Here is a 19242-nt window from a genome sequence, read left to right on the forward strand (position 1 = left end):
ACCCCAACCACCGCAGCCGCCCCGTTCGTCAGCACCAGCCCGGCGGTCACCACCGCCGCCTCCCCCGACGACAATTGGTGGCACCTCTACAATGACCCCGTCCTCGACGGCCTCATCACCGACGCGCTCGCCGCCAACACCGACGTCCGCGTCGCCGTCGCCCGCCTCGAACGCGCCCGCGCCGGCCTGCGCGAAGTCCAGAACGCCCGCACTCCGCAGGCGACTTTAGGCGCAAGCGGCCAGTACAACCGTTTCTCCCAGGCCCAGCGCCCGCCCGGCATCGGCGGCGAGACCTGGCTCGTCGACGGCGGCCTCGACGTCTCCTACGAAGTCGACCTGTTCGGCCGCATCAGCCGCAACGTCGAGGCCGCGCGCGGCGACGTGGGCGCGGCGCAGGCCGATGCCGATGCGGTCAGGGTCTCGGTCGTCAGCGCCACCACCCGCGCTTATGCCGATGCCGCCGCCGCCGCCGAGCGCCTCGCCGTCGCCGAGCGCATCGTCGCCCTGCTCGACCAATCGCTCCGCGTCACCGAGCGCCGCGTCGAGGTCGGCATGACCACGCCGCTCGACGCCACCCGCATCGCCGCGCTACGCGACCAGCGCCGCGCCGACGTGCCCACGCTCGCCGCCGAGCGGCAAGCGGCGCTCTTCCGCCTCGCCACGCTCACCGGCCGCACGCCGCAGGAGCTGCCCCCGATCGCCGCGCAGCGCACATCGACGCTGCGCCTCGACCAGCCGATCCCGGTCGGCGACGGCGCGGCGCTGCTCGCCCGCCGCCCCGACGTCCGCGCCGCCGAACGCCGCCTCGCCGCCGCCACCGCACGCATCGGCGTCGCGACCGCGGACCTCTACCCGCGCATCACGCTCGGCGGCTCGATCGGCCAGACGAGCACCGGCCTCGGCAACCTCTTCGGCGCCGGCCCGCTCAACTGGCTGCTCGGCCCGCTGCTGAGCTGGACGGTCAACCCAGGCCGCGCCCGCGCGCGCATCGCCGGCGCGGAGGCCGACACCCAGGCCGCCCTCGCCACGTTCGACGGCACGGTCCTGACCGCACTGGAGGAAACCGAAACCGCCCTCTCCAACTACAAACAGGCGATCGAACGCCGCAACGCGCTCGCCCAGGCCCGCACCGCCGCCGAACGTGCGGCCAAGATCACCCGCGCCCAGCGCCGCGAAGGCCAGATCGACAGCCTCTCGCAGCTCGACAGCGAACGCACCTTCGCCGACACCGAGGCGGCCCTCGCGCTGGCCGACGCGCAGATCGCCCGCGCCCAGATTGACCTCTTCCGCGCGCTCGGCGGCGGCTGGCGGAACGCCCCTGAAGCAAGCAGAGAAGGTCCATGAACAGGCCGGACCTGCGCGAAACCTTCACTGGCGACATTTCACCAACCCATAGGTGATCAGGAGCTTCACAGAGGAAGCCCGATCCGCGCGAACCGGCGCAATCGCCGGCTAAAATCATTGTCGCTCAACGATGTTGAAGATCGATAGATAACAATCTATCTACTCAGCGTGCCTGACGACCTTTTTCTTGCCCGAACCTTCACGACTCAGCTCGTGCCCTTGGCGCGCGCCTATCGCCGGCACATCGACCGGGCGCTTGCCGGTCTGGCCCTCTCCCACTCCTCCGCCCTTGCCGTGATGCTGCTCGGTCGGATGGAGGATGGGGTTCGCCAGGGCTTGCTGGCGGAGCAGCTCGGCGTGGAAGGCCCGTCGGTCGTTCCCCTGCTCGACCAGATCGAGCGTGCCGGGCTGGCGGAGCGGCGCCCGGATCCCACGGACAAGCGCGCCAAGACGATCCACCTTACCGAGGCCGGTCGCGCGCTCGCTGCCCAGGCGGAGGAACGTTCAACGCAGGTCCGCGCCGCGCTGTTCGCCGACATCGACAAGGGCGACCTCGCCGTTGCGACGCGGGTTCTGGAACAGGTGGCGCGCGCGCTCGACACGTCGGATCCGGTCTGATCCGATGCGCATCGGTCTGCGGGAGGTCGTGTTTTCGGCCAATTGCTTTGCCGCTGCCATGCTGGCGCTCTTCATCTCCTTTCGGCTTGGGCTCGAACGGCCGTTCTGGGCCATGGCTACCGTTTACATCACCAGCCAGCCGCTAAGCGGCGCGGTGCGGTCCAAGGCGGTGTTCCGCCTCCTCGGCACCATTGCAGGCGCGATGGCGGCGGTGGTCTTTGTGCCGGCGCTGGTGAACGCGCCGCTGCTCCTGTCCCTCGCTCTGGCGCTATGGGTCGGCGGCTGCCTTTTCGTCTCGCTGCTGGATCGTACGCCGCGCTCCTACCTCTTCATGCTGGCGGGCTACACCGCGGCGCTGGTCGGTTTTCCAGCGGTTGGACATCCCGAGGCGATCTTCGAGGTGGCGGTGTTGCGCGCACAGGAAATCGGCATCGGCGTCACCTGCGCGGCGCTGGTTCACGCGATCGTCTGGCCGCGCAGTGTCACCGCTTTGCTCGGCGGTCGGATCCGCACCGTGCTGGGCGAGGCGGAAGAGTGGATCGTCGATGCGCTCTCCCCGGCCCCGCTGGAGCGGGCGGACGGCAAGCGGCGCCGGCTCGCGGCTGACGCAACCGAGCTGCACGTGATGGCCACGCATGTGCCCTTTGACACGGCGGCGATCCGTCCCACCCAGGCGGTGCTGACCGCCTTGCAGGACCGGTTCGTGCTGCTGCTGCCGCTCGTGTCCGCGGTGGAGGACAGGATGCGCAGCCTCGCTGCTGCGGGAGAGATGCCTGCCCCGCTTGCCGCGCTGGTTGAGGACATTCGCCGCTGGGCAGGCGATCCCGCCAGCGCCACGCCGAGCCAACTCATTGACCGCTGCGACGCACTTGCCGCGCGGCCCGTGGCAAGCGACTGGGCCGGGCTGCTCGCCGCCAATCTCGTCGCCCGGCTGCGCGAACTTGTGGACGCGCTTGATACCACCCGGCTGATCGCTGCGCAGGCGATCGCGCCGGGAACTGCCCTGCCTGATCGTATCCAGAGCCTGCTGCGCGAACGTCAGCGGCGGCCGTTGCATCGCGATCTCTCGCTGGCGCTTCTGTCCGCGGCGGCTGCGGTCATCGCAATCCTGGCGTGCTGCCTGTTCTGGATCACCACGGCCTGGGCCGATGGCGCGGTGGCGGCGATGATCGCGGCAGTGGTGTGCTGCTTCTTCGCCACCATGGACGATCCCGTCCCGGCGCAGCGCGGCTTCCTGATCTGGACATTGGTGTCGCTGCCACTGACGGCGCTCTACCTTTTCGCCCTGTTGCCGCTGGTGCACAGCTTCGAAACCCTTGCGCTGATCCTGGCGCCGGCCCTTCTTGTCCCTGGCGCGCTGATGGCGCTGCCGCATTGGTACGGGCGAATGATGCCGATGATCATCGGTCTGGCCAGCGGGCTGGCGCTGACCAACAGCTTCAGCCCCGATGCAACCGCCTTCTTCAACGGCAACGTCGCCCAGCTGGTCGGCGTCGCTGCGGCCATCCTCGCCACGCGCCTGTTCCGGAGCATCAGCGCGGGAACCGTCGTCCGCCGGCTGCGCCGTGCCGGTTGGCGCGAGCTTGCCGAGATCGCGGAACAGGGCACCGCGTCCGCCACGGCAAAGCTGGCGGTATGGCAAAGCCGGATGCTCGACCGTGTGGGCCTGCTCGCCGCCCGGATCGGCGATGTCGAGCGCACGGATCGCGACTTCGCCATGGCGGCGCTTCGAGAGCTGCGCATGGGGCTCAGTCTTGGTCAGCTTGCCGCCTATGAGAGCGGGGAAGCGGACGAGATCCGCGCCCTTCGTCAGGAGATCGCGGCGCACTATCGCCGCTGCGCCGCCGCCGGCGAGCCCAGGGACGACGCTCCCCTTCTCGCGCGGATCGATCGGGCGATCGCCTGCGCGGTGACGGTTGCCGACAATGCCGGACGCCGCGAGCGCCTCAATGCGCTGACCGGGCTGCGGCGAAACTTCTTTCCCAACGCCGCCGGCTGGACGCGGGAGGCACGGGCGGCATGACTGGCGAAATCTCCATCCACGGCGTGTTCGTTCACCCGCTCCTGCTGGCCGCCATCTTCGCCTTTGTCGCGGCGGAGGTGATCGGCTGGGCATTGGCCCGCGTCGGCTTCTACCGCTTCGTCTGGCATCGTGGCCTGTTCGATGTCGCCCTCACCGTCCTTCTCTGGGCCGGCTGCGCCGCGCTCCTCACCGGCGGCGGCTTGGCTGCCGTCTTTGGCTAGGTATATGCAAAAGAAGATTGTCCTTCGTGTCCTCGTCACCCTGTCGCTGGTTGCGCTTGCCGTGATCGCCGCGCAGCGGCTCTGGGTCCATTATGAGGAAGAACCCTGGACCCGGGACGGCCGGGTCGGGGCCGATGTGGTGCAGGTGGCGCCCGATGTCTCCGGGCTCGTCACCACCGTGTTCGTCAGCGACAATCAGGTCGTGGCGGCGGGCACACCGTTGTTCGAGGTGGATCGCTCGCGCTATCGGCTGGCCGTCGATCGCGCGCAGGCCGCCATCGCCGCACAGCGGGTGGAGCTCGCCCAGGCACGCAGCGAAGCCCGGCGGGATCGGTCCCTGGGCGAACTTGTCGCCGGCGAGACCCGCGAACAGAATCACTCCCGCGTGGCACGGCTGGAGGCGTCGCTGGCGCAGGCAGGCGTTGCGCTCTCCACCGCCCGACTGGATCTCGCCCGCACCATTGTCCGCGCGGGCGTAGCCGGAACGGTCACCAACCTGGATCTGCGGCCGGGCGATTACGCCACCGCCGGACATCCCGAATTTGCGATCATCGACCGCGGATCGCTCCACGTGGTCGGCTATTTCGAAGAAACCAAGCTGCCGCGCATCCATGTCGGCGATCCGGCGCACGTCCGGCTGATGGGGGAGCAAGCCGTCATCCTCGGCCATGTGCAGAGCGTCGCCGGCGGCATCGAAAATCGCGATAGCAGCGAGGGGGCGAACCTCCTGGCAAACGTCAATCCGACCTTCAGCTGGGTGCGCCTGGCCCAGCGTATCCCGGTGAGGATCGCGATTGACCGGATGCCGACCGGGACACGTCTGGTGGTCGGCCGCACGGCCACGGTGGAGGTCGTGCCGCGGCATGCCCCCCCTGCTGTGCGGCAGGGGACGCACGCATGATGCTGCGCCGCCCCGCCCCCGCCCTATTCGCGGCCCTGATCCCGGCGCTGCTCGCCGGCTGCGCGACCGTCGGCCCCGATTACCGGCGCTCGCCCGACGCGATGATCGAACGGCCAAGCGCCTCCGCCCCCTTCGTGAGCGGGGATGAAGCAGCCTTCGCGCAGGCGCCGTTGCCGGATGATTGGTGGCGGCTTTACCGGGATCCGCTGCTCGACCGGCTTGTCGAAGACGCGATTGCGCACAACACCGACCTGCGCGTCGCTGCGGCCAATGTCGCCCGCGCCAATGCCGCGCTCGATCTCGCGGAAACCGCGCGCAGCCCGCAGACGTCGCTTGAGCTTGCCCCCGGCTATGCCCAGCGCTCGGCCGAGGAGGAGCTGCTTCCCGGCCGATCCCTTCCGTCCGCGTCCGTCTATTCGGGGCGCGCGGGCATTTCCTATCAGCTTGACCTTGTCGGTCAGGTCAGGCGCGCGCTGGAGGCTGCCGATGCCGATGTGGCGGCCACCCGCGCCGCTTATGACAGCGTCAGGGTCACGGTGGTTGCCGATACCACCCGCGCCTATCTCGACGCCTGCAGCGCCGGGCGGGAGATCGCCGTGGCGGAGCGGGCGCTGGCGCTGCAGCAGCGGACGACCAGCCTGACGCAGCGGCTGATCCGTGCCGGGCGCGGCATCTCGCTCGATGCGAACCGCTCGCGCGTGCAGGAGGAACAGGTGCGCGCCACCTTGCCGTCGCTGCGCGGCGTCCGGCAGGTCGCGCTGTTCCGCCTCGCCACGCTCACCGGGCGCCCGCCGGCGGAATTCGATCGTACGGTCGCTGCCTGCACGCAGGAACCGTCGCTCGATCGGCCGATCCCCATCGGTGATGGCGCCGCCCTGCTGCGCCGCCGCCCGGACGTGCGCCGTGCGGAGCTGGAGCTGCACGCCGCCACCGCGCGCATCGGTGTCGCCGAGGCGGAGCTGTATCCGCGCATCACGCTGGGCGCCTCCGTCGGTTCGGTCGGCCTGCTCGGCAATGCGCTGGGCAGCGACACCTATAAATTCTCGCTCGGCCCGCTGATCAGTTGGGAATTCCCCAACCGCGGCCGCATTCGCGCCCGGATCGCCGGCGCTCAGGCGGAGGCGGATGCCGCGCTGGCGCGCTTCGACGGTTCGGTGCTGAACGCCCTGCGGGAGACGGAAACCGCGCTGACCGTGTACGCGCGCGAACTGGATCGCCGCGCCGCCCTTGCCACCGCGCGTGCCCAGGCAGCTCAGGCCGCGACGGACGCCGAACGGCTGTTCCGCGCCGGTCGCACCGGCTTCCTGCCGGTCCTCGACGCGCAGCGGACCCTCATCGGCGCGGATCAGGCGCTGGCCACCGCCGACAGTCGGCTGGCGGCCGGGCAGGTGCAGCTCTTCCTCGCGCTCGGCGGTGGATGGTAGCGTCGTTCGAAACGCTACCCGAAAGCCTCGGCGCCGTAGGGCGTGATCCCGCAAACACGACGCCATAATTCGTCATCGGGGCGACTTACAAATGCGAGTCGCCCGCGATCGCGCTGGCTCGCGTTGAAGTCGAGGCTAACCCGACCATCAGACCCTACATTCAGTCTGCCGCCCACATCCTGAAATTACATCGAAAAGGCGCCCCCCACCCCCATAAACGACGATCATGATCCCCATCGCTATTGATATCGACTTGCAGTTGCGGATCAGCTAGGGCGCGCCACAAAGAACGTCAGGGGGATCAATAGTGCGTATTTCGACCATGCTGCTCGTCACCACCGCCATGGTGACGGCGCTGCCCACCCACGCCTTCGCCTCGGTGAAGGACGAAGCCGCGTCTCCCGCGGCTTACGACACAGCGGAAAGCGACGCTCAGGTTCAGGTGGAAGAGGGCGGCGCGCGCAGGTCGGGCGATATCGTCGTCGTCGGCAAGAGCTATGGCCGTGAGGTCGGCAAGACGATCACGCCGCTGAAGGACGTGCCCAATACGGTCACGGTGATCGAGCGCGAGCAGATTGAGGCGCAGAACCTGTTCACGCTGGAAGACGCGCTGACCGCCACCAACGGCATCACCGTGAACGGGATCGGCAGCGAGGATCCCAGCTACTTCTCCCGCGGCTTTGCAATCTCCAACTATCTGGTGGACGGCGTCCCCACCCTGTCGTTCAACTTCCCCGGCGTCGTGCCGGATCTCTTCGCCTATGACCGGCTGGAGGTGTTGCGCGGCCCCGCCGGCTTGTTCAGCGGCTCGGGCAACCCCTCGGGCAGCATCAATCTGGTCCGCAAGCGCCCCCTCGAAACGTTCAAGCTTCAGGGCTCCGCCGGCTATGGCACGTATGACAATGTCCGGCTGGAGCTGGATGTGTCCGCGCCGCTCGGCGACCGGGCCGGGGTGCGCGCAGGCGTCATGGCGCAGGATCAGGACCAGTTCTTCGACTGGGCGCATCGCAATCGCCTGAATGCCTTCGCCGTCGGCAGCATCGAGATTGGCGATCGCACCACCGTCACCTTCGGTGGTTCGTACGATCGCTTCAAGCCGTCGATCCAGTCGGGGCTCCCTGGCTATGCCGGCGGCACCGACGGCAGCGAGGGGCGCCTGCTGGACGTGCGCCGTTCCACCTACCTGGGCGCTGACTGGAACCGCTTCCGGTCGGAAACCTGGACCGCCTTCGCCGAGGTCGCGCACCGGATCAGCGATCGCTGGACGTTGCGCGCGACCGGCCTGTTCACCGATGTCGATCGGACGGACATCTACAGCTACGTCGGGAATGCCGCGATTACCGCGGCGAACCGCGGCATCTCGAACCACGTCGCTTATTACGGTGACAGCAAGTCCCAGACCCGCTCGTTCGACTTCAACGGGGTCGGCAGCTTCCGCCTGTTCGGGCAGGAGCAGACGCTGATCCTGGGCGTCGATTATCAGGCGCAGGATTACGACAGCTACTACACCCGGCTGAGCGGCTATGCGCGGGTCGACGTGTTCAACCCGGTTTCGCCGGTGGAGCCGCCGCTCAACCCTTATGGCCCCCTGCCTTACTATCCGGTGCAGGGCACCAATGCGGTCTGCCCTGGCAGCACCGTTCCGATCGTTCCGGCACCCGCCAATTGCGTGATCCAGAACTGGGGCGCAACCCGCACCGTTATCGAGCAATATGGCACTTACGGTCAGCTCCGGCTGCAACCGCTGGCTGGGCTGACGCTGGTGGGTGGCGGACGGCTGACCTGGTGGGAGCAGACGCTGGACACGCTGCTGCCGAGCCCGCAACCCGGCCAGCCGCAGAACATCGACGAACGCTTCACGCCCTATGCCGGCATCGTCTGGGACGTTACCGAGAACCTCAACATCTATGGCAGCTACGCCGACAGCTTCACGCCGCAGGCGGCACCGGCCGGACGTACCCGCGTGGGCGGTGGAGAGGTGCAGCCGCTGATCGGCAGCCAGTATGAAATCGGCTCCAAGCTGGCGTTGATGGACGATCGCCTGCTGCTGTCGGCCGCCGTCTATCAGATCGAACAAACCAACCGGCTGTTCAACCCGCCGGAAGATCAGACGATCTACCTTCAGGTCGGCAAGGTCCGCGCCCGCGGCGTAGAGGCGGAAGCGACCGGTGAAATCCTTCCGGGCTGGCGGGTCAACGGTGGCTACACCTACACGAAGACGGAATATCTGGAGGACACGCAGCCGCAATATGAGGGGCTGTCGCTGACGCCGATCATCCCGAAGCACATGATCAAGGCGTTCACCAACTATACGGTGCCTGGTGGTGCGCTGATGGGTGCCAGCGTGGGCGGCAGCGTCACCTGGTTCAGCGAGACGTCCGGTGGCAATCCCTCCATCCGTGTCCCGGTCACGGCCGCGACGCCGAACGGCCTGTCGATCTCTTCCCTGGTCCGGCAGCCCTCCTATGCGGTGGTTGATCTGCGCGCTGGTTATCGGATCAGCCCGCAGGTGTCGGTGTCGGTCAACGTCAACAACCTGCTCGACAAGAACTATTACGCCCGGATCTCCTCGACCGGGCGCGGCAACTATTATGGCAGCCCGCGGACGGTGTTCGCGACGCTGCGGTTCGCTTACCCGTGATCGCGCCGGCGACGGAACGCGCTGCCATTTGGCGGCGCCGGTCCGACAATGCGCTGCGTTTCGTCGCCGCAGTGCCGCTGGGCTATGCCGTCGCCAGCCTCTGGGCGGCGGCACTCGCGCGCCTGCTGCCCATGGCACGATCCGAGGCGACGGTAACGGGCACGCTGGTCGCCCTCCTGCTGTGCGCGCTCTTCGCCATGTACGCTTATGGCGCACGCAGCGGGTGGCGCGCGCTTTGGGTGCTGGCGGTTGCCGGCGGAGTGGCCGGTGGACTGGTCTGGTGGTCGATCGCGACAATGGGGCGAGCATGAGCAAAGGTATCCGGCAGTCTCAATCGACGCTGCACACCTGGTCGGGCCTGCTGCTCGGCTGGGTGCTGTTCCTGGTCTTCCTGACCGGAACGATCGCCTTCTGGCGCGAAGGGCTGAACCGCTACATGCGGCCCGAACTTGCCCGGATCGAACAGCCGATGCGGGTGCTTGACGGCGCGCAGCGCTTCCTCGGCGACAAGGCGCCCGATGCGAAGAGCTGGTTCATCGCCATGCCCAATGCGCAGGTGCCCGGCGCTCAGGTGTTTTGGCAGCCGCAGCCTAAGGAAGGGGAGCGTGGCGGCCGGCGCGGTGGACGCGGTCGCCGCGACAATCAGGCGCTGATCGGCGCTGACGGCACTTCCACCCACGCGCGCGACACGCGCGGTGGCGAGTTCTTCTACCGCTTCCATTTCGATCTCTATTACATGCCGGTGATCTGGGCGCGCTGGCTGGTCGGCGTCGCCGCGATCATGATGCTGGTCGCGATCCTGACCGGCATCGTCACGCACAAGAAGATCTTCCGGGATTTCTTCACCCTGCGCCGGCAGAAGGGCCAGCGATCGTGGCTCGACGGGCACAATGCCACGGCGGTGCTGGCGCTGCCGTTCCACCTGATGATCACCTATACCGGCATCGTCACGCTGATGGCCCTGCTGATGCCCTGGGCGACGGTCGCCAATTACACTGACGAAACGAAGATGTTCGCGGATCTCTTCCCGCAGGCGGAGGCGGTCGAGCGAACGGGTCGGCCCGCACCGCTGCTGCCGCTATCGGCCATCGCCCGTGACGCCGAACAACGGCTCGGCGGCCCGATCGGCACGATCGAGGTGAGCCAGCCGGGCGACGCCGCGGCACGCGTCACGCTGTATCGCACGCCCGCCTCGCTGCTCAACACGCGCGCGCCCGCGATCACTTATGATGGCACGACCGGCACGCCCCAATGGCGCTCGCCCGAACCCGGCGGCGCGGCGGCGACTGCCGGCGTGATGATCGGGCTTCACGCCGGCCGCTTCGCGGACGTGACGCTGCGCTGGGTGTATTTCCTGTGCGGTGTCGCCGGTACGCTGATGGTGGCGAGCGGCCTCGTGCTCTGGACGGTCAAGAGACGCGAAAAGCTGCCCGATCCGGCGCGCCCGCACTTCGGCTTCAAGGTGGTCGAGCGGCTGAATGTCGCGGTGATCGGCGGCTTCCCGCTCGGCGTTGCGGGGCTGTTCTGGGCCAACCGGCTGCTGCCAGTAGCAATGCCGGATCGGTCGCGCTGGGAAGTGCACGTGCTGTTCATCATCTGGGGCGCGGCAGCGATCCTGTCGCTGGTGCGGCGACCCGCCACCGTCTGGCCGGCGCTGTTCGCCGTGACGGGAGGGTGTCTCGCCCTGCTCCCGATCTACAATCTGTTCGCCACCCGCTGGAACGCGGCGACATCGCTGGCGGTGGGTGATCTGCTTCCGCTGGGCGTGGATCTGACGCTGGTCGCCTTTGCCATCGCCTATCTGTATCTCGCCCGTCGCGTGGCGCGCTATCGACCGCCAGTGCGCGCGCCAAGGCGCGCCCGCGCGGCGGCGGCACGGGTGGCCGAAATCCAGGAGGCAACGGCGTGACCACGCTCGCCTTTCTTCTCTCGCTCGCGGCGTTCGGCGTCTTCGGTTTCGCCACCGACGATCACCACCACCGCCTCACCGGGCGCCGGCCCACCCCATCCTGGAAGGCGCGCTCGCGAGCGGCGGCCTGGGTCATGCTTGCGCTGGCCTTTGTCGCCGCGATCGCCGCACGTGGCTGGGTTTTCGGTCCCGTGCTGTGGTTCGGCGCGATCATGGTGGCGGCGGGGCTGGTGTTCCTGGCGCTCAATTTCGGCCCGCGCCGGGTGCGCGGAACGCATTCCGTAGGAGGATCTCGATGAGAAAGATGTTAGCCGCTGCAGTCGTGTTGCTGCTGGCCGGTACGGCCAATGCCCATGAAGTGTGGATCGAGCGTGATGGCGCCGGTCCCGCCCGCATCTACCTGGGTGAGCCCGATCAGCCGCCGGTCCCCGGCGGCGATCCCGAATTCGCGAAGCTCAAGGCTCCCCATCTCCTGCAGGCCGCGACCGGGCCAATGGTTCGGCGCGCCGGCCATATCGAGGTAGCGGTGCCGCCAGGCGACGTGCGCGCCTGGGACGATGCCGTCTTCGCTCCCTGGGGCGAGAAAGGCGCGCGCGAAGGCGTCGTCTATTATGCCCGGGCCGGCCGAGCGGAGGCCCGCGCCACGCTGCCGATGGAAATCGCGCCGGTGACAGCCGGCGCAAACCGCTTCCGTCTGTCGCGCAACGATCGCCCGGTCGCAGGCGCGGAGGTGAAGCTGATCCACCCTGACCGCACCACCGCATCGCTCGTCACCGATGCGGACGGGGTTGTCACGATCGTGCCCAAAGGCCCGGGCCGCCATCTTCTCACCGCATCGCTCAAGGAAGGCGCCGACCAACTGGGCGGAGAAACGGTTCAGACCGTCTACCGGATCGCCACCACGAGCTTCGTGGCCGAATAAGGCCGAACGAGGCCGAACGAGGCCGAACAAGGCCAAAACATGCCGGGCGAGGACCGGCCGCAGGCCATCTGCGGCCGGCCCTCGCCTGAATGGTTCTGCCCACGCTGGACGATCCCACCTTGCTCCTGGCGCTGTGCAGTCACGTTCTCGCCGGTGAAATGAGGGCCTCGTTCCGGCGCCATCTCCATCGCCCCGCTTATTGCCCCGAACCGCGCCGGGGCTTTACACTTTCGCTGTCGTGCCTTCTTGCACAGCACGGTTGATCACCTGACGAGGAGCGACGCGTGGCGATCGATGGACCCGTGAAGCTATCCTTCCAGCTGATGCGCGATGCCGAGCCTGCCATAGGGCCGGGCAAGGCGCTGGTGTTGGAGGCAATCGATCGCGAGGGCTCGATCTCCGCGGCGGGACGGGCGATCGGCATGAGTTACCGTCGTATCTGGCTGCTGGCCGAAAGCCTGAACACCGACTGGCGCGAGCGGGTGATCGAGACACGGGTGGGCGGCGGGAAGTCCGGCGGCGCGCAGCTGACGCCCTTCGGCCGCAAGCTGCTCGACACCTATCGGAACGTCGAGGCGCGCATGATGGCAGTCGCCGCTGGCGACGATCTTGATTGGCTAGTGGCGGCGCGCGCGCCGACCGGATGATCGACGCAGAATGACCGCGATCGCCATTGCCGCGTCACGCCGGCGACGCCCAGGCGCCAGGCACATCACCTAGCCTGCAAAGGCACGATGGCTGCATCAGGGCCCGCACGCCCCGCTCCTCAATGGACGCGTCCCTATCGTCCAAAGGCGCTCAGCCGAACGTTACCCTCAGCGTCGCTAACCAGATGCCGGTGCAACAAGCCCAGCAGCAAGGGCGGCGCATAGTTCAGGGTTTCGCCCTTCCCCGGTTTGTATATCAACGGGCATAATATCCATACGGATATGGCGTCAGAGCTCATACAGAGCCGTCGCGCTCACAAAGGGGGTTCCTTCATGCGTCATCTGCTCTGCACAGCCAGCCTGCTTGCGCTTGCCACTCCGGCCGTGGCTCAGGAGCGTGATCCCGGCGGCACTGCGACCCAGGCTGAGGACGACAATGCCTTTGGCCTTGGTCAGATCATCGTCACTGGCCGCCGTGATCCGGGCATCAGTGTCGGGCAGGATAGCGTCGGTCAGGAGGCGCTCTACACCTTTGATCGCCGCACGCTGGATGAAGCAGCCAATCTCATCCCGGGTGTCACCGCCGGCAATTCGGGTGGATCGCGCAATGAACGGCTACTCTTCGTGCGCGGGTTTGACCGGTTTCAGGTGCCCCTGTCGATTGACGGCATCCGCGTCTATCTGCCCGCCGACAACCGGCTGGATTATAGTCGCTTTCTCACTCCCGACGTTGCCGAGATCCAGGTGGCGAAGGGCTATGCTTCTGTGCTCGACGGACCCGGCGCGATGGGCGGAGCGGTCAATCTCGTCACGCGCAAACCGACCAGGGCGCTGGAGATCGAAGGTCGCGCTCAGCTCAACCTCGATCGCGACGCCAACTATGCCGGTCTCACCACCTTCGGGCTGATCGGCACCCGGCAGGACAAATGGTACGCACAGGCGAGCTACACCGCCAACATCGTCGATCATTGGGATCTGCCCGGCAGCTTCGACGGAACAGTCAACGAGGATGGCGGCGCGCGCGACTTCTCCAAGGCAGAGGATTGGCGCGTCAACGCCAAGGTCGGGTTCACGCCCAATGCGACCGATGAATATGTGCTCAGCTATACTCGGCAAGAGGGGCGGAAGAACGCCCCGCTCCACCTCTCCGACACCAGCAACGTCTCCCTGCGAAACTGGAAATGGCCGCAGTGGAACATAGAGAGCTTCTACTTCCTCTCAACGACCGCGCTCGGCGACCGAGCGACGCTGAAAACGCGCGCTTATTACAACGAACTCGCGAACCTGCTGCAATCCTTCGACAATCGCTCCCAGACGACGCAATCGCTGCCGCGCGCGTTCGACAGCCCGTATGATGACAAGGCTTATGGCGGCTCGGCCCAGCTCGACCTTCGCTTGGCCGAAGCTGACACGCTCGCCATCGCCTTCCACTACCGCCGGGACGAGCACAATGAGGCGCAGGTCAGCCGGCCCACCTCGCCGCTGCGCACCGTCGAGCCGAACCAGCGCAGCGTCGAGCGGACGTGGAGCGCCGCGGTCGAGAACCGCCTGGACCTGACGCCCGGGCTGCGGCTGACGCTCGGCGGGAGCTACGACTGGCGCGATCTGGATGAGGCGCAGGAGTTCGGCGTGCCGCAAGGCGCGACCGGCGCCAGCCACCTGTTCAGCTATCCCCTGCGCAACGCCTCCGCCTGGAATGCTCAGGGCCGGCTCGACTGGCGCGGTCAGGATGGCATCGAGGCGCACGCCAGCCTGTCTTCACGCGCGCGCTTTCCAACGCTGTTCGAGCGTTTTTCCAGCCAGTTCGGCACTGCCGAGGCTAATCCCGATCTGAAGCCCGAGCGCGCCACCAGCGCCGAGATTGGCGCATCGCGCAGCTTCGGCCCATTTACGGTGGCCGCGGCAGCTTATTACAGCTGGCTGACCGACGCGCTCGTTTCCGTCCGCACGCCGGAAAACCTGAACCGCCGAGAGAACCTCGGCTCGGCGGACTATTATGGCGCGGAACTGTCGGTCGATCTGCATCTCGCCACCACGCTCGATGCCGGGGTCAACTACAGCTATATTCACCGCAGCTTCGACGTGGGCGCCGCCCCCGCAGGCGGCCTGATCCGCCCTTTCGATCTCACCGATGTTCCCGATCACAAGGGATTTGCCTTCGTCACCTGGCATCCGCTGACCGCTCTCTCGATCACGCCGAGCGTCGAGTTCGCCTCCAACCGGACGACTGTCACGCCTGCATCCGCGAACGGGTTGGTACCCCTCTATTACCGGACCGGCGACTATATCACGGCGGCATTTCGCGCCGAGTTCGACGTCTCGGATCGGCTTGGCATCAGCGCCGGCGCTCGAAACCTGTTCGATCGCTCTTACACGCTGACCGACGGCTTCCCGGAGCCGGGTCGCAGCTTCTTTGTCGGCCTGCGCGCCCGATACTGAGCACCGAAGTCAGCGCTGCCTTCGATCTGCGATCAGGCGAGACCAGTCAGCCGAAAAGCTGTCGACGGCCTCAACTGGTCGCAGTGTCGAGCGCCTCCCGGATACGCGCGGCCAGTTCCTCGATCGTGAAGGGCTTGCCAATCAGCTGCACGCCGGGTTCCAGCACGCCGTTGTGGACAACGGCATTGCGCGTGTAGCCGGTGGTGAAGAGGATCGGCAGTTCGGGCCGCCGCCGCATCACCTCCTCGGCAAGCTTCGCGCCATTGATCTCCGGCATGACCACGTCCGTGAACAACAGCGACACCGCCGGATTGGCGTCGAGAAGCCGCAGGGCTTCCGTTGCCGATCCCGCCGAAATGACGCGGTAGCCGAGTTCGACCAGCGCATCGACGCTGAACTGTCGCACCGCCGGCTCGTCCTCGACGACCAGGATCAGCTCCTGCTCTTCCCCCAGCGGCAGCGGCTGCACCAAGGATTCCGGCTCATGTTCCGGATGATCGCCCAGCAGGCGCGGCAGATAGACCTTTATCGTCGTTCCCTCGCCCGGCTCCGAATAGATCTTCACGTGCCCACCGGACTGTTTGACGAAGCCATAGGCCTGGCTCAGCCCCAGGCCCGTTCCCTTGCCGACGGCCTTGGTGGTGAAGAACGGATCGAACGCCTTGGCGATCACCTCCGGCGTCATGCCTGATCCGGTATCGCTCACCGCGATCAGGACATATTGCCCCGCCGCCACGCCAAGATGGGCAGCGACATAACGCTGATCCAGGTGAGCGTTCTGCGTCTCGATGGTGATCCGCCCGCCATCAGCCATCGCGTCACGCGCGTTGATCGCCAGGTTGAGGATGACATTCTCAAGCTGGTTTGGATCAACATGCGTGCGCCACAGGCCACCCGCAAGCACCGTTTCCAGCTGGATATCGCCGCCGATTGAGTGGCGGATAAGGTCCGACATCCCCGCAACCAGGCTGTTGGCGTTGACCGGCTCGGGGCGGAGCGGTTGCTGGCGGGAAAACGCAAGCAGGCGCTGGGTCAGGTTGGCCGCACGCCGGGCGCCGTCCGCCGCAGCGTCGATATAGCGCACGGCCCGCGCATCCTCGGCGCCGATCCGCCGTTTGAGAAGATCCAGGGAGCCAATCGTCACCGCCAGCATGTTGTTGAAATCGTGCGCGATGCCGCCCGTGAGCTGACCGACCGCCTCCATCTTCTGCGCCTGACGGAGCTGATCCTCCATCTGCTGCAGCCGCTCGCGCTGTTCCACCTCTTTGGTGATGTCGCGTCCGATCGCATAGGTTATGCTGCCCGCCGGGGCCGCAACCCAGGCGATCGATCGCACCGACCCATCCTTGTGGCGGTAACGGTTCTCGACCTGTGCGTGCTGCCCCTCGGCCGCGGTCTCATAAGCGTCGACGGTGTCGTCATGGTGCTCAGGCAGGACGAACTCGTTGACATGATGCCCTACCAACTCGCTCTCGCTGAAGCCAAGCAGCTTGGTCCAGGCCGGATTCACGCGTCGGAAAACGCCGTCGAAGTCGATCTCCAGCATTAGGTCGGGAGAGGTCTGCCACATCAGGCTGAGCTCGGCGGTACGTGCCTCGACCTGTGCTTCCAGCGTTTCGTTCAATTGCTGGATCGCGCGCTCGGCGCGGCGACGCTCGCTGATGTCGGTGAACAGGACAGCGACGTGACGCTCGTCCGCTGCGCCGATGCGAAAGGCGCGCACGTCATACCAGAATCCAAGCGCCGCAGCTTCATTCTCGAAGCGGATCGGCTCGCCGGACAGCGCCACGCGGCCATAGATGTCGAACCAATGCTGCTCATGGTCGGGGGCAAGCTCCCGCATCCGCTTGCCGGCGGCATCCACCAGCCCGGTCTGCGCCTCGAACGCGCGGTTCACTTCGAGAAAGCGGTAATCGACTGGCCGCTCGCCGTCGAAAAGCACCTCGATGATACAGAAGCCCGCATCGATCGTGTCGAACAAAGCGCGATAGCGCTGCTCGCTGGTGCGCAGCGATGCTTCCAAGTTCCGGCGCGCGTCGATCTCGCTTTGCAACAGCGCCGCGCGCTTATCGCGTTGCGCAATCTCGCGCCGCAACTCAAGCTGCGTCATCACCTGCCGCGCGAGCAGTTCCAGCGTGAGCCGCTGACGTTCGGTGATCCCATCCGGCCGCGGCTTGGTGTCGAGCACGCAGACGGTGCCGAGCGGCAGGCCATCCGGCGTTTCCAGCAGCGCGCCGGCATAGAAGCGCAGTCCGGGCTCGCCCGTGACGAGCGGGTTGCAGGTAAACCGCGCATCCGCCGTCGTATCGGGCACGACGAAGATGCCCTGCTGCAGGATGGCATGGGCGCAGATCGACACGTCCAGTGGAAGTTCGTCGGCACCGATGCCGACCTCCGCCTTGAACCACTGCCGACCGCTCGCGATCAGATTGACGACCGCGATCGGCGCCCCGAATACGTCTGCGGCGAGACGAACCACGTCGTCGAACTCGGCCTCCCGCGGCGTATCGAGGATCGCATAGCGGTCCAGTGCGGCGAGCCGGTCGCCTTCATTCCAAGAAGCGCTGTGCTGGTGCGCGCCGCGAGTGTCTTCCTGTTGATCCGCCACCGAATGCGCGTGCCTTATCGATTCAAGCTGTCGGACACCGAACGCGCCAGTTTCCCGTTCGTCTCCCGCCGGCTCGAATGATCGTCGAAACATGCCTGAAAGGTTCGCCAGGCTCGCGCGCACCGTTTGAAAGTCAAAGCGGCTGACCACCCGATTGTCGCGCCCTCGTGCGCTGCGCAGCGCCCTGCCGGATCAGGCAAACAGGGCCGCACTGGCCGGGCCACAGGCCAGCCTGTTCGATGGTCAACAGGATCTTGGAAATGGTGGAGCCGAGGGGGATCGAACCCCTGACCTTCGCAATGCCATTGCGACGCTCTCCCAGCTGAGCTACGGCCCCATTCCGTTGGGAAGGCGCCCACTAACGGGGCGCTTCAGGCTTGGCAAGCGGCGTTTTGCGGCCGCCTGCCAAAACCCGAAATTTTTTCGACGATCAGTTGTTCTCGTCGTCGTCGTTGGACGTTTCGACGCCCAGATCGTCGTCACCGCCCAGATCGACCTCGTCGTCGGCGCTGGGCTCTTCGTCTTCGTCCGCGACCAGATCGGTATCGTCGTCACCGGCCAGATCGCTATCAGCAGCCTGCTTCTCGGATTTGTTCGCCTCGAAGGGAAGCGGCTGCTTCGACTTCAGGATCGGTTCGGGCTCCCAGGCGAAGCCGCATTCGATGCAGGTGACGGGCTCGTCCTTCTGCAGGTCGTAAAAACGCGTCGCGCATTTCGGGCACGTCCGCTTCGTGCCCCATTCCGGCTTGATCATGCCGTTTCTTGCCTTTCGGATGGATGGATCAGCAGGTCCAGAAAGCCTGAGCCTGCGAAGTGGGGCGCGCCTTGCCATAGCGCAACCCCGCTGGCAAGGCGCCGCGCGCAATGGCGCATTCTCATCCCCGCTCCGTCACGATCCATCCCGCCTCCGGCCTTCGCGGGCGGATCCGCGTTCCCGGCGACAAGTCGATCAGCCATCGCGCGCTGATGCTGTCCGCGCTGGCCGTGGGCGAAAGCCGCATCGAGGGCCTGCTTGAGGGGGAGGACGTGCTCGCCACCGCCGCCGCGATGCGCGCCATGGGCGCGACGATCACGCGGGGCGACGACAACGTCTGGCGTGTCCACGGCGTGGGCGTTGGCGGGCTGTTGCAGCCCGAAGGCGCGCTGGACATGGGCAATTCCGGCACCTCCACGCGCCTCTTGATGGGGCTGGTGGCGAGCCATCCGATCACGGCGACCTTCGTCGGCGACGCATCGCTTTCCGGGCGACCGATGAAGCGCGTCATTGATCCGCTTTCCACCATGGGTGCCGACATCACCGCGTCGCCCGGCGGGCGCCTGCCACTGATGGTGCGCGGCCTCTGCCCGGCCGTTCCGATCACCTATACGCTGCCGGTGGCGTCGGCGCAGGTGAAGTCGGCGGTGCTGCTGGCCGGGCTCAACACGCCCGGCATCACGCGCGTGATCGAGCCGGTCGCCACGCGCGATCACAGCGAGCGGATGCTGGCCGGGTTCGGCGCGAACATCTCGGTCGAGGCGGGCGAAGGCGGGCGGACGATCTCGATC

General features: G+C 67.0%; 16 protein-coding genes and 1 tRNA gene. 14 read left to right on the forward strand and 3 right to left on the reverse strand.

The window, feature by feature from the left end; all coding sequences use genetic code 11:
• From AX702_RS13130 to AX702_RS13190, 13 genes are all read left to right on the forward strand, one after another.
• Positions 1-1344, forward strand: a 1344-nt coding sequence (locus tag AX702_RS13130) for an efflux transporter outer membrane subunit (RefSeq protein WP_066780262.1), incomplete at its 5' end; no start/stop codon positions are given.
• Positions 1345-1512: 168 nt separating this feature from the next.
• Entirely contained in the window at positions 1513-1962 is a 450-nt protein-coding gene (locus tag AX702_RS13135) for a MarR family winged helix-turn-helix transcriptional regulator (RefSeq protein WP_066780263.1), read from the forward strand.
• A gap of 4 nt (positions 1963-1966) precedes the next feature.
• Positions 1967-3985, forward strand: coding sequence for an FUSC family protein (locus AX702_RS13140; RefSeq protein ID WP_066780264.1), 2019 nt, complete (start codon positions 1967-1969; stop codon positions 3983-3985).
• Entirely contained in the window at positions 3982-4206 is a 225-nt protein-coding gene (locus AX702_RS13145; RefSeq protein ID WP_066780265.1) for a DUF1656 domain-containing protein, read from the forward strand. Before AX702_RS13140 ends, AX702_RS13145 begins: the two co-directional genes overlap by 4 nt.
• Positions 4207-4210: 4 nt before the next feature.
• Entirely contained in the window at positions 4211-5107 is an 897-nt protein-coding gene (locus AX702_RS13150; protein ID WP_066780266.1) for an HlyD family efflux transporter periplasmic adaptor subunit, read from the forward strand.
• On the forward strand, positions 5104-6531 hold the full coding sequence (locus AX702_RS13155; protein WP_231731846.1) for an efflux transporter outer membrane subunit: 1428 nt from the start codon (positions 5104-5106) through the stop codon (positions 6529-6531). Before AX702_RS13150 ends, AX702_RS13155 begins: the two co-directional genes overlap by 4 nt.
• 307 nt (positions 6532-6838) lie before the next feature.
• The gene (locus AX702_RS13160) at positions 6839-9172 is read left to right on the forward strand and encodes a TonB-dependent siderophore receptor (protein ID WP_231731847.1); all 2334 of its coding nucleotides are present in this window, start codon (positions 6839-6841) and stop codon (positions 9170-9172) included.
• On the forward strand, positions 9169-9483 hold the full coding sequence (locus AX702_RS13165; protein ID WP_066780269.1) for a hypothetical protein: 315 nt from the start codon (positions 9169-9171) through the stop codon (positions 9481-9483). The genes AX702_RS13160 and AX702_RS13165 overlap by 4 nt, the downstream gene beginning before the upstream one ends.
• Positions 9480-11081, forward strand: coding sequence for a PepSY-associated TM helix domain-containing protein (locus AX702_RS13170; protein ID WP_066780274.1), 1602 nt, complete (start codon positions 9480-9482; stop codon positions 11079-11081). Before AX702_RS13165 ends, AX702_RS13170 begins: the two co-directional genes overlap by 4 nt.
• On the forward strand, positions 11078-11380 hold the full coding sequence (locus AX702_RS13175) for a DUF3325 domain-containing protein (protein ID WP_066780275.1): 303 nt from the start codon (positions 11078-11080) through the stop codon (positions 11378-11380). The genes AX702_RS13170 and AX702_RS13175 overlap by 4 nt, the downstream gene beginning before the upstream one ends.
• Entirely contained in the window at positions 11377-12003 is a 627-nt protein-coding gene (locus tag AX702_RS13180) for a nickel uptake transporter family protein (RefSeq protein ID WP_066780277.1), read from the forward strand. The genes AX702_RS13175 and AX702_RS13180 overlap by 4 nt, the downstream gene beginning before the upstream one ends.
• A gap of 284 nt (positions 12004-12287) precedes the next feature.
• Positions 12288-12650: a winged helix-turn-helix domain-containing protein gene (locus AX702_RS13185; RefSeq protein ID WP_231731848.1), complete on the forward strand. Its 363-nt coding sequence runs from the start codon at positions 12288-12290 to the stop codon at positions 12648-12650.
• A gap of 333 nt (positions 12651-12983) precedes the next feature.
• Entirely contained in the window at positions 12984-15089 is a 2106-nt protein-coding gene (locus AX702_RS13190) for a TonB-dependent receptor plug domain-containing protein (protein ID WP_066780279.1), read from the forward strand.
• A gap of 70 nt (positions 15090-15159) precedes the next feature.
• Here the strand turns inward: AX702_RS13190 and AX702_RS13195 are convergent, their stop codons facing one another.
• The 3 genes from AX702_RS13195 to AX702_RS13205 all read right to left on the reverse strand — a co-directional run bounded on the left by AX702_RS13195 (position 15160) and on the right by AX702_RS13205 (position 18451).
• On the reverse strand, positions 15160-17697 hold the full coding sequence (locus tag AX702_RS13195; protein ID WP_197420602.1) for a PAS domain S-box protein: 2538 nt from the start codon (positions 17695-17697) through the stop codon (positions 15160-15162).
• Between the two features lie 261 nt (positions 17698-17958).
• Positions 17959-18034: transfer RNA gene (locus AX702_RS13200), tRNA-Ala, on the reverse strand.
• A gap of 93 nt (positions 18035-18127) precedes the next feature.
• Positions 18128-18451, reverse strand: a complete 324-nt coding sequence (locus AX702_RS13205) for a TIGR02300 family protein (protein WP_066780281.1) — start codon at positions 18449-18451, stop codon at positions 18128-18130.
• A gap of 110 nt (positions 18452-18561) precedes the next feature.
• On the opposite strand from AX702_RS13205, the gene AX702_RS13210 reads away from it, so the two are divergent.
• Positions 18562-19242: 3-phosphoshikimate 1-carboxyvinyltransferase (locus AX702_RS13210; RefSeq protein WP_197420603.1), on the forward strand; the 681-nt coding region annotated here is incomplete at its 3' end.

Origin of the sequence: Sphingomonas sp. CCH5-D11, from assembly GCF_001557395.1 — a bacterium.
Lineage (GTDB): Bacteria > Pseudomonadota > Alphaproteobacteria > Sphingomonadales > Sphingomonadaceae > Sphingomonas.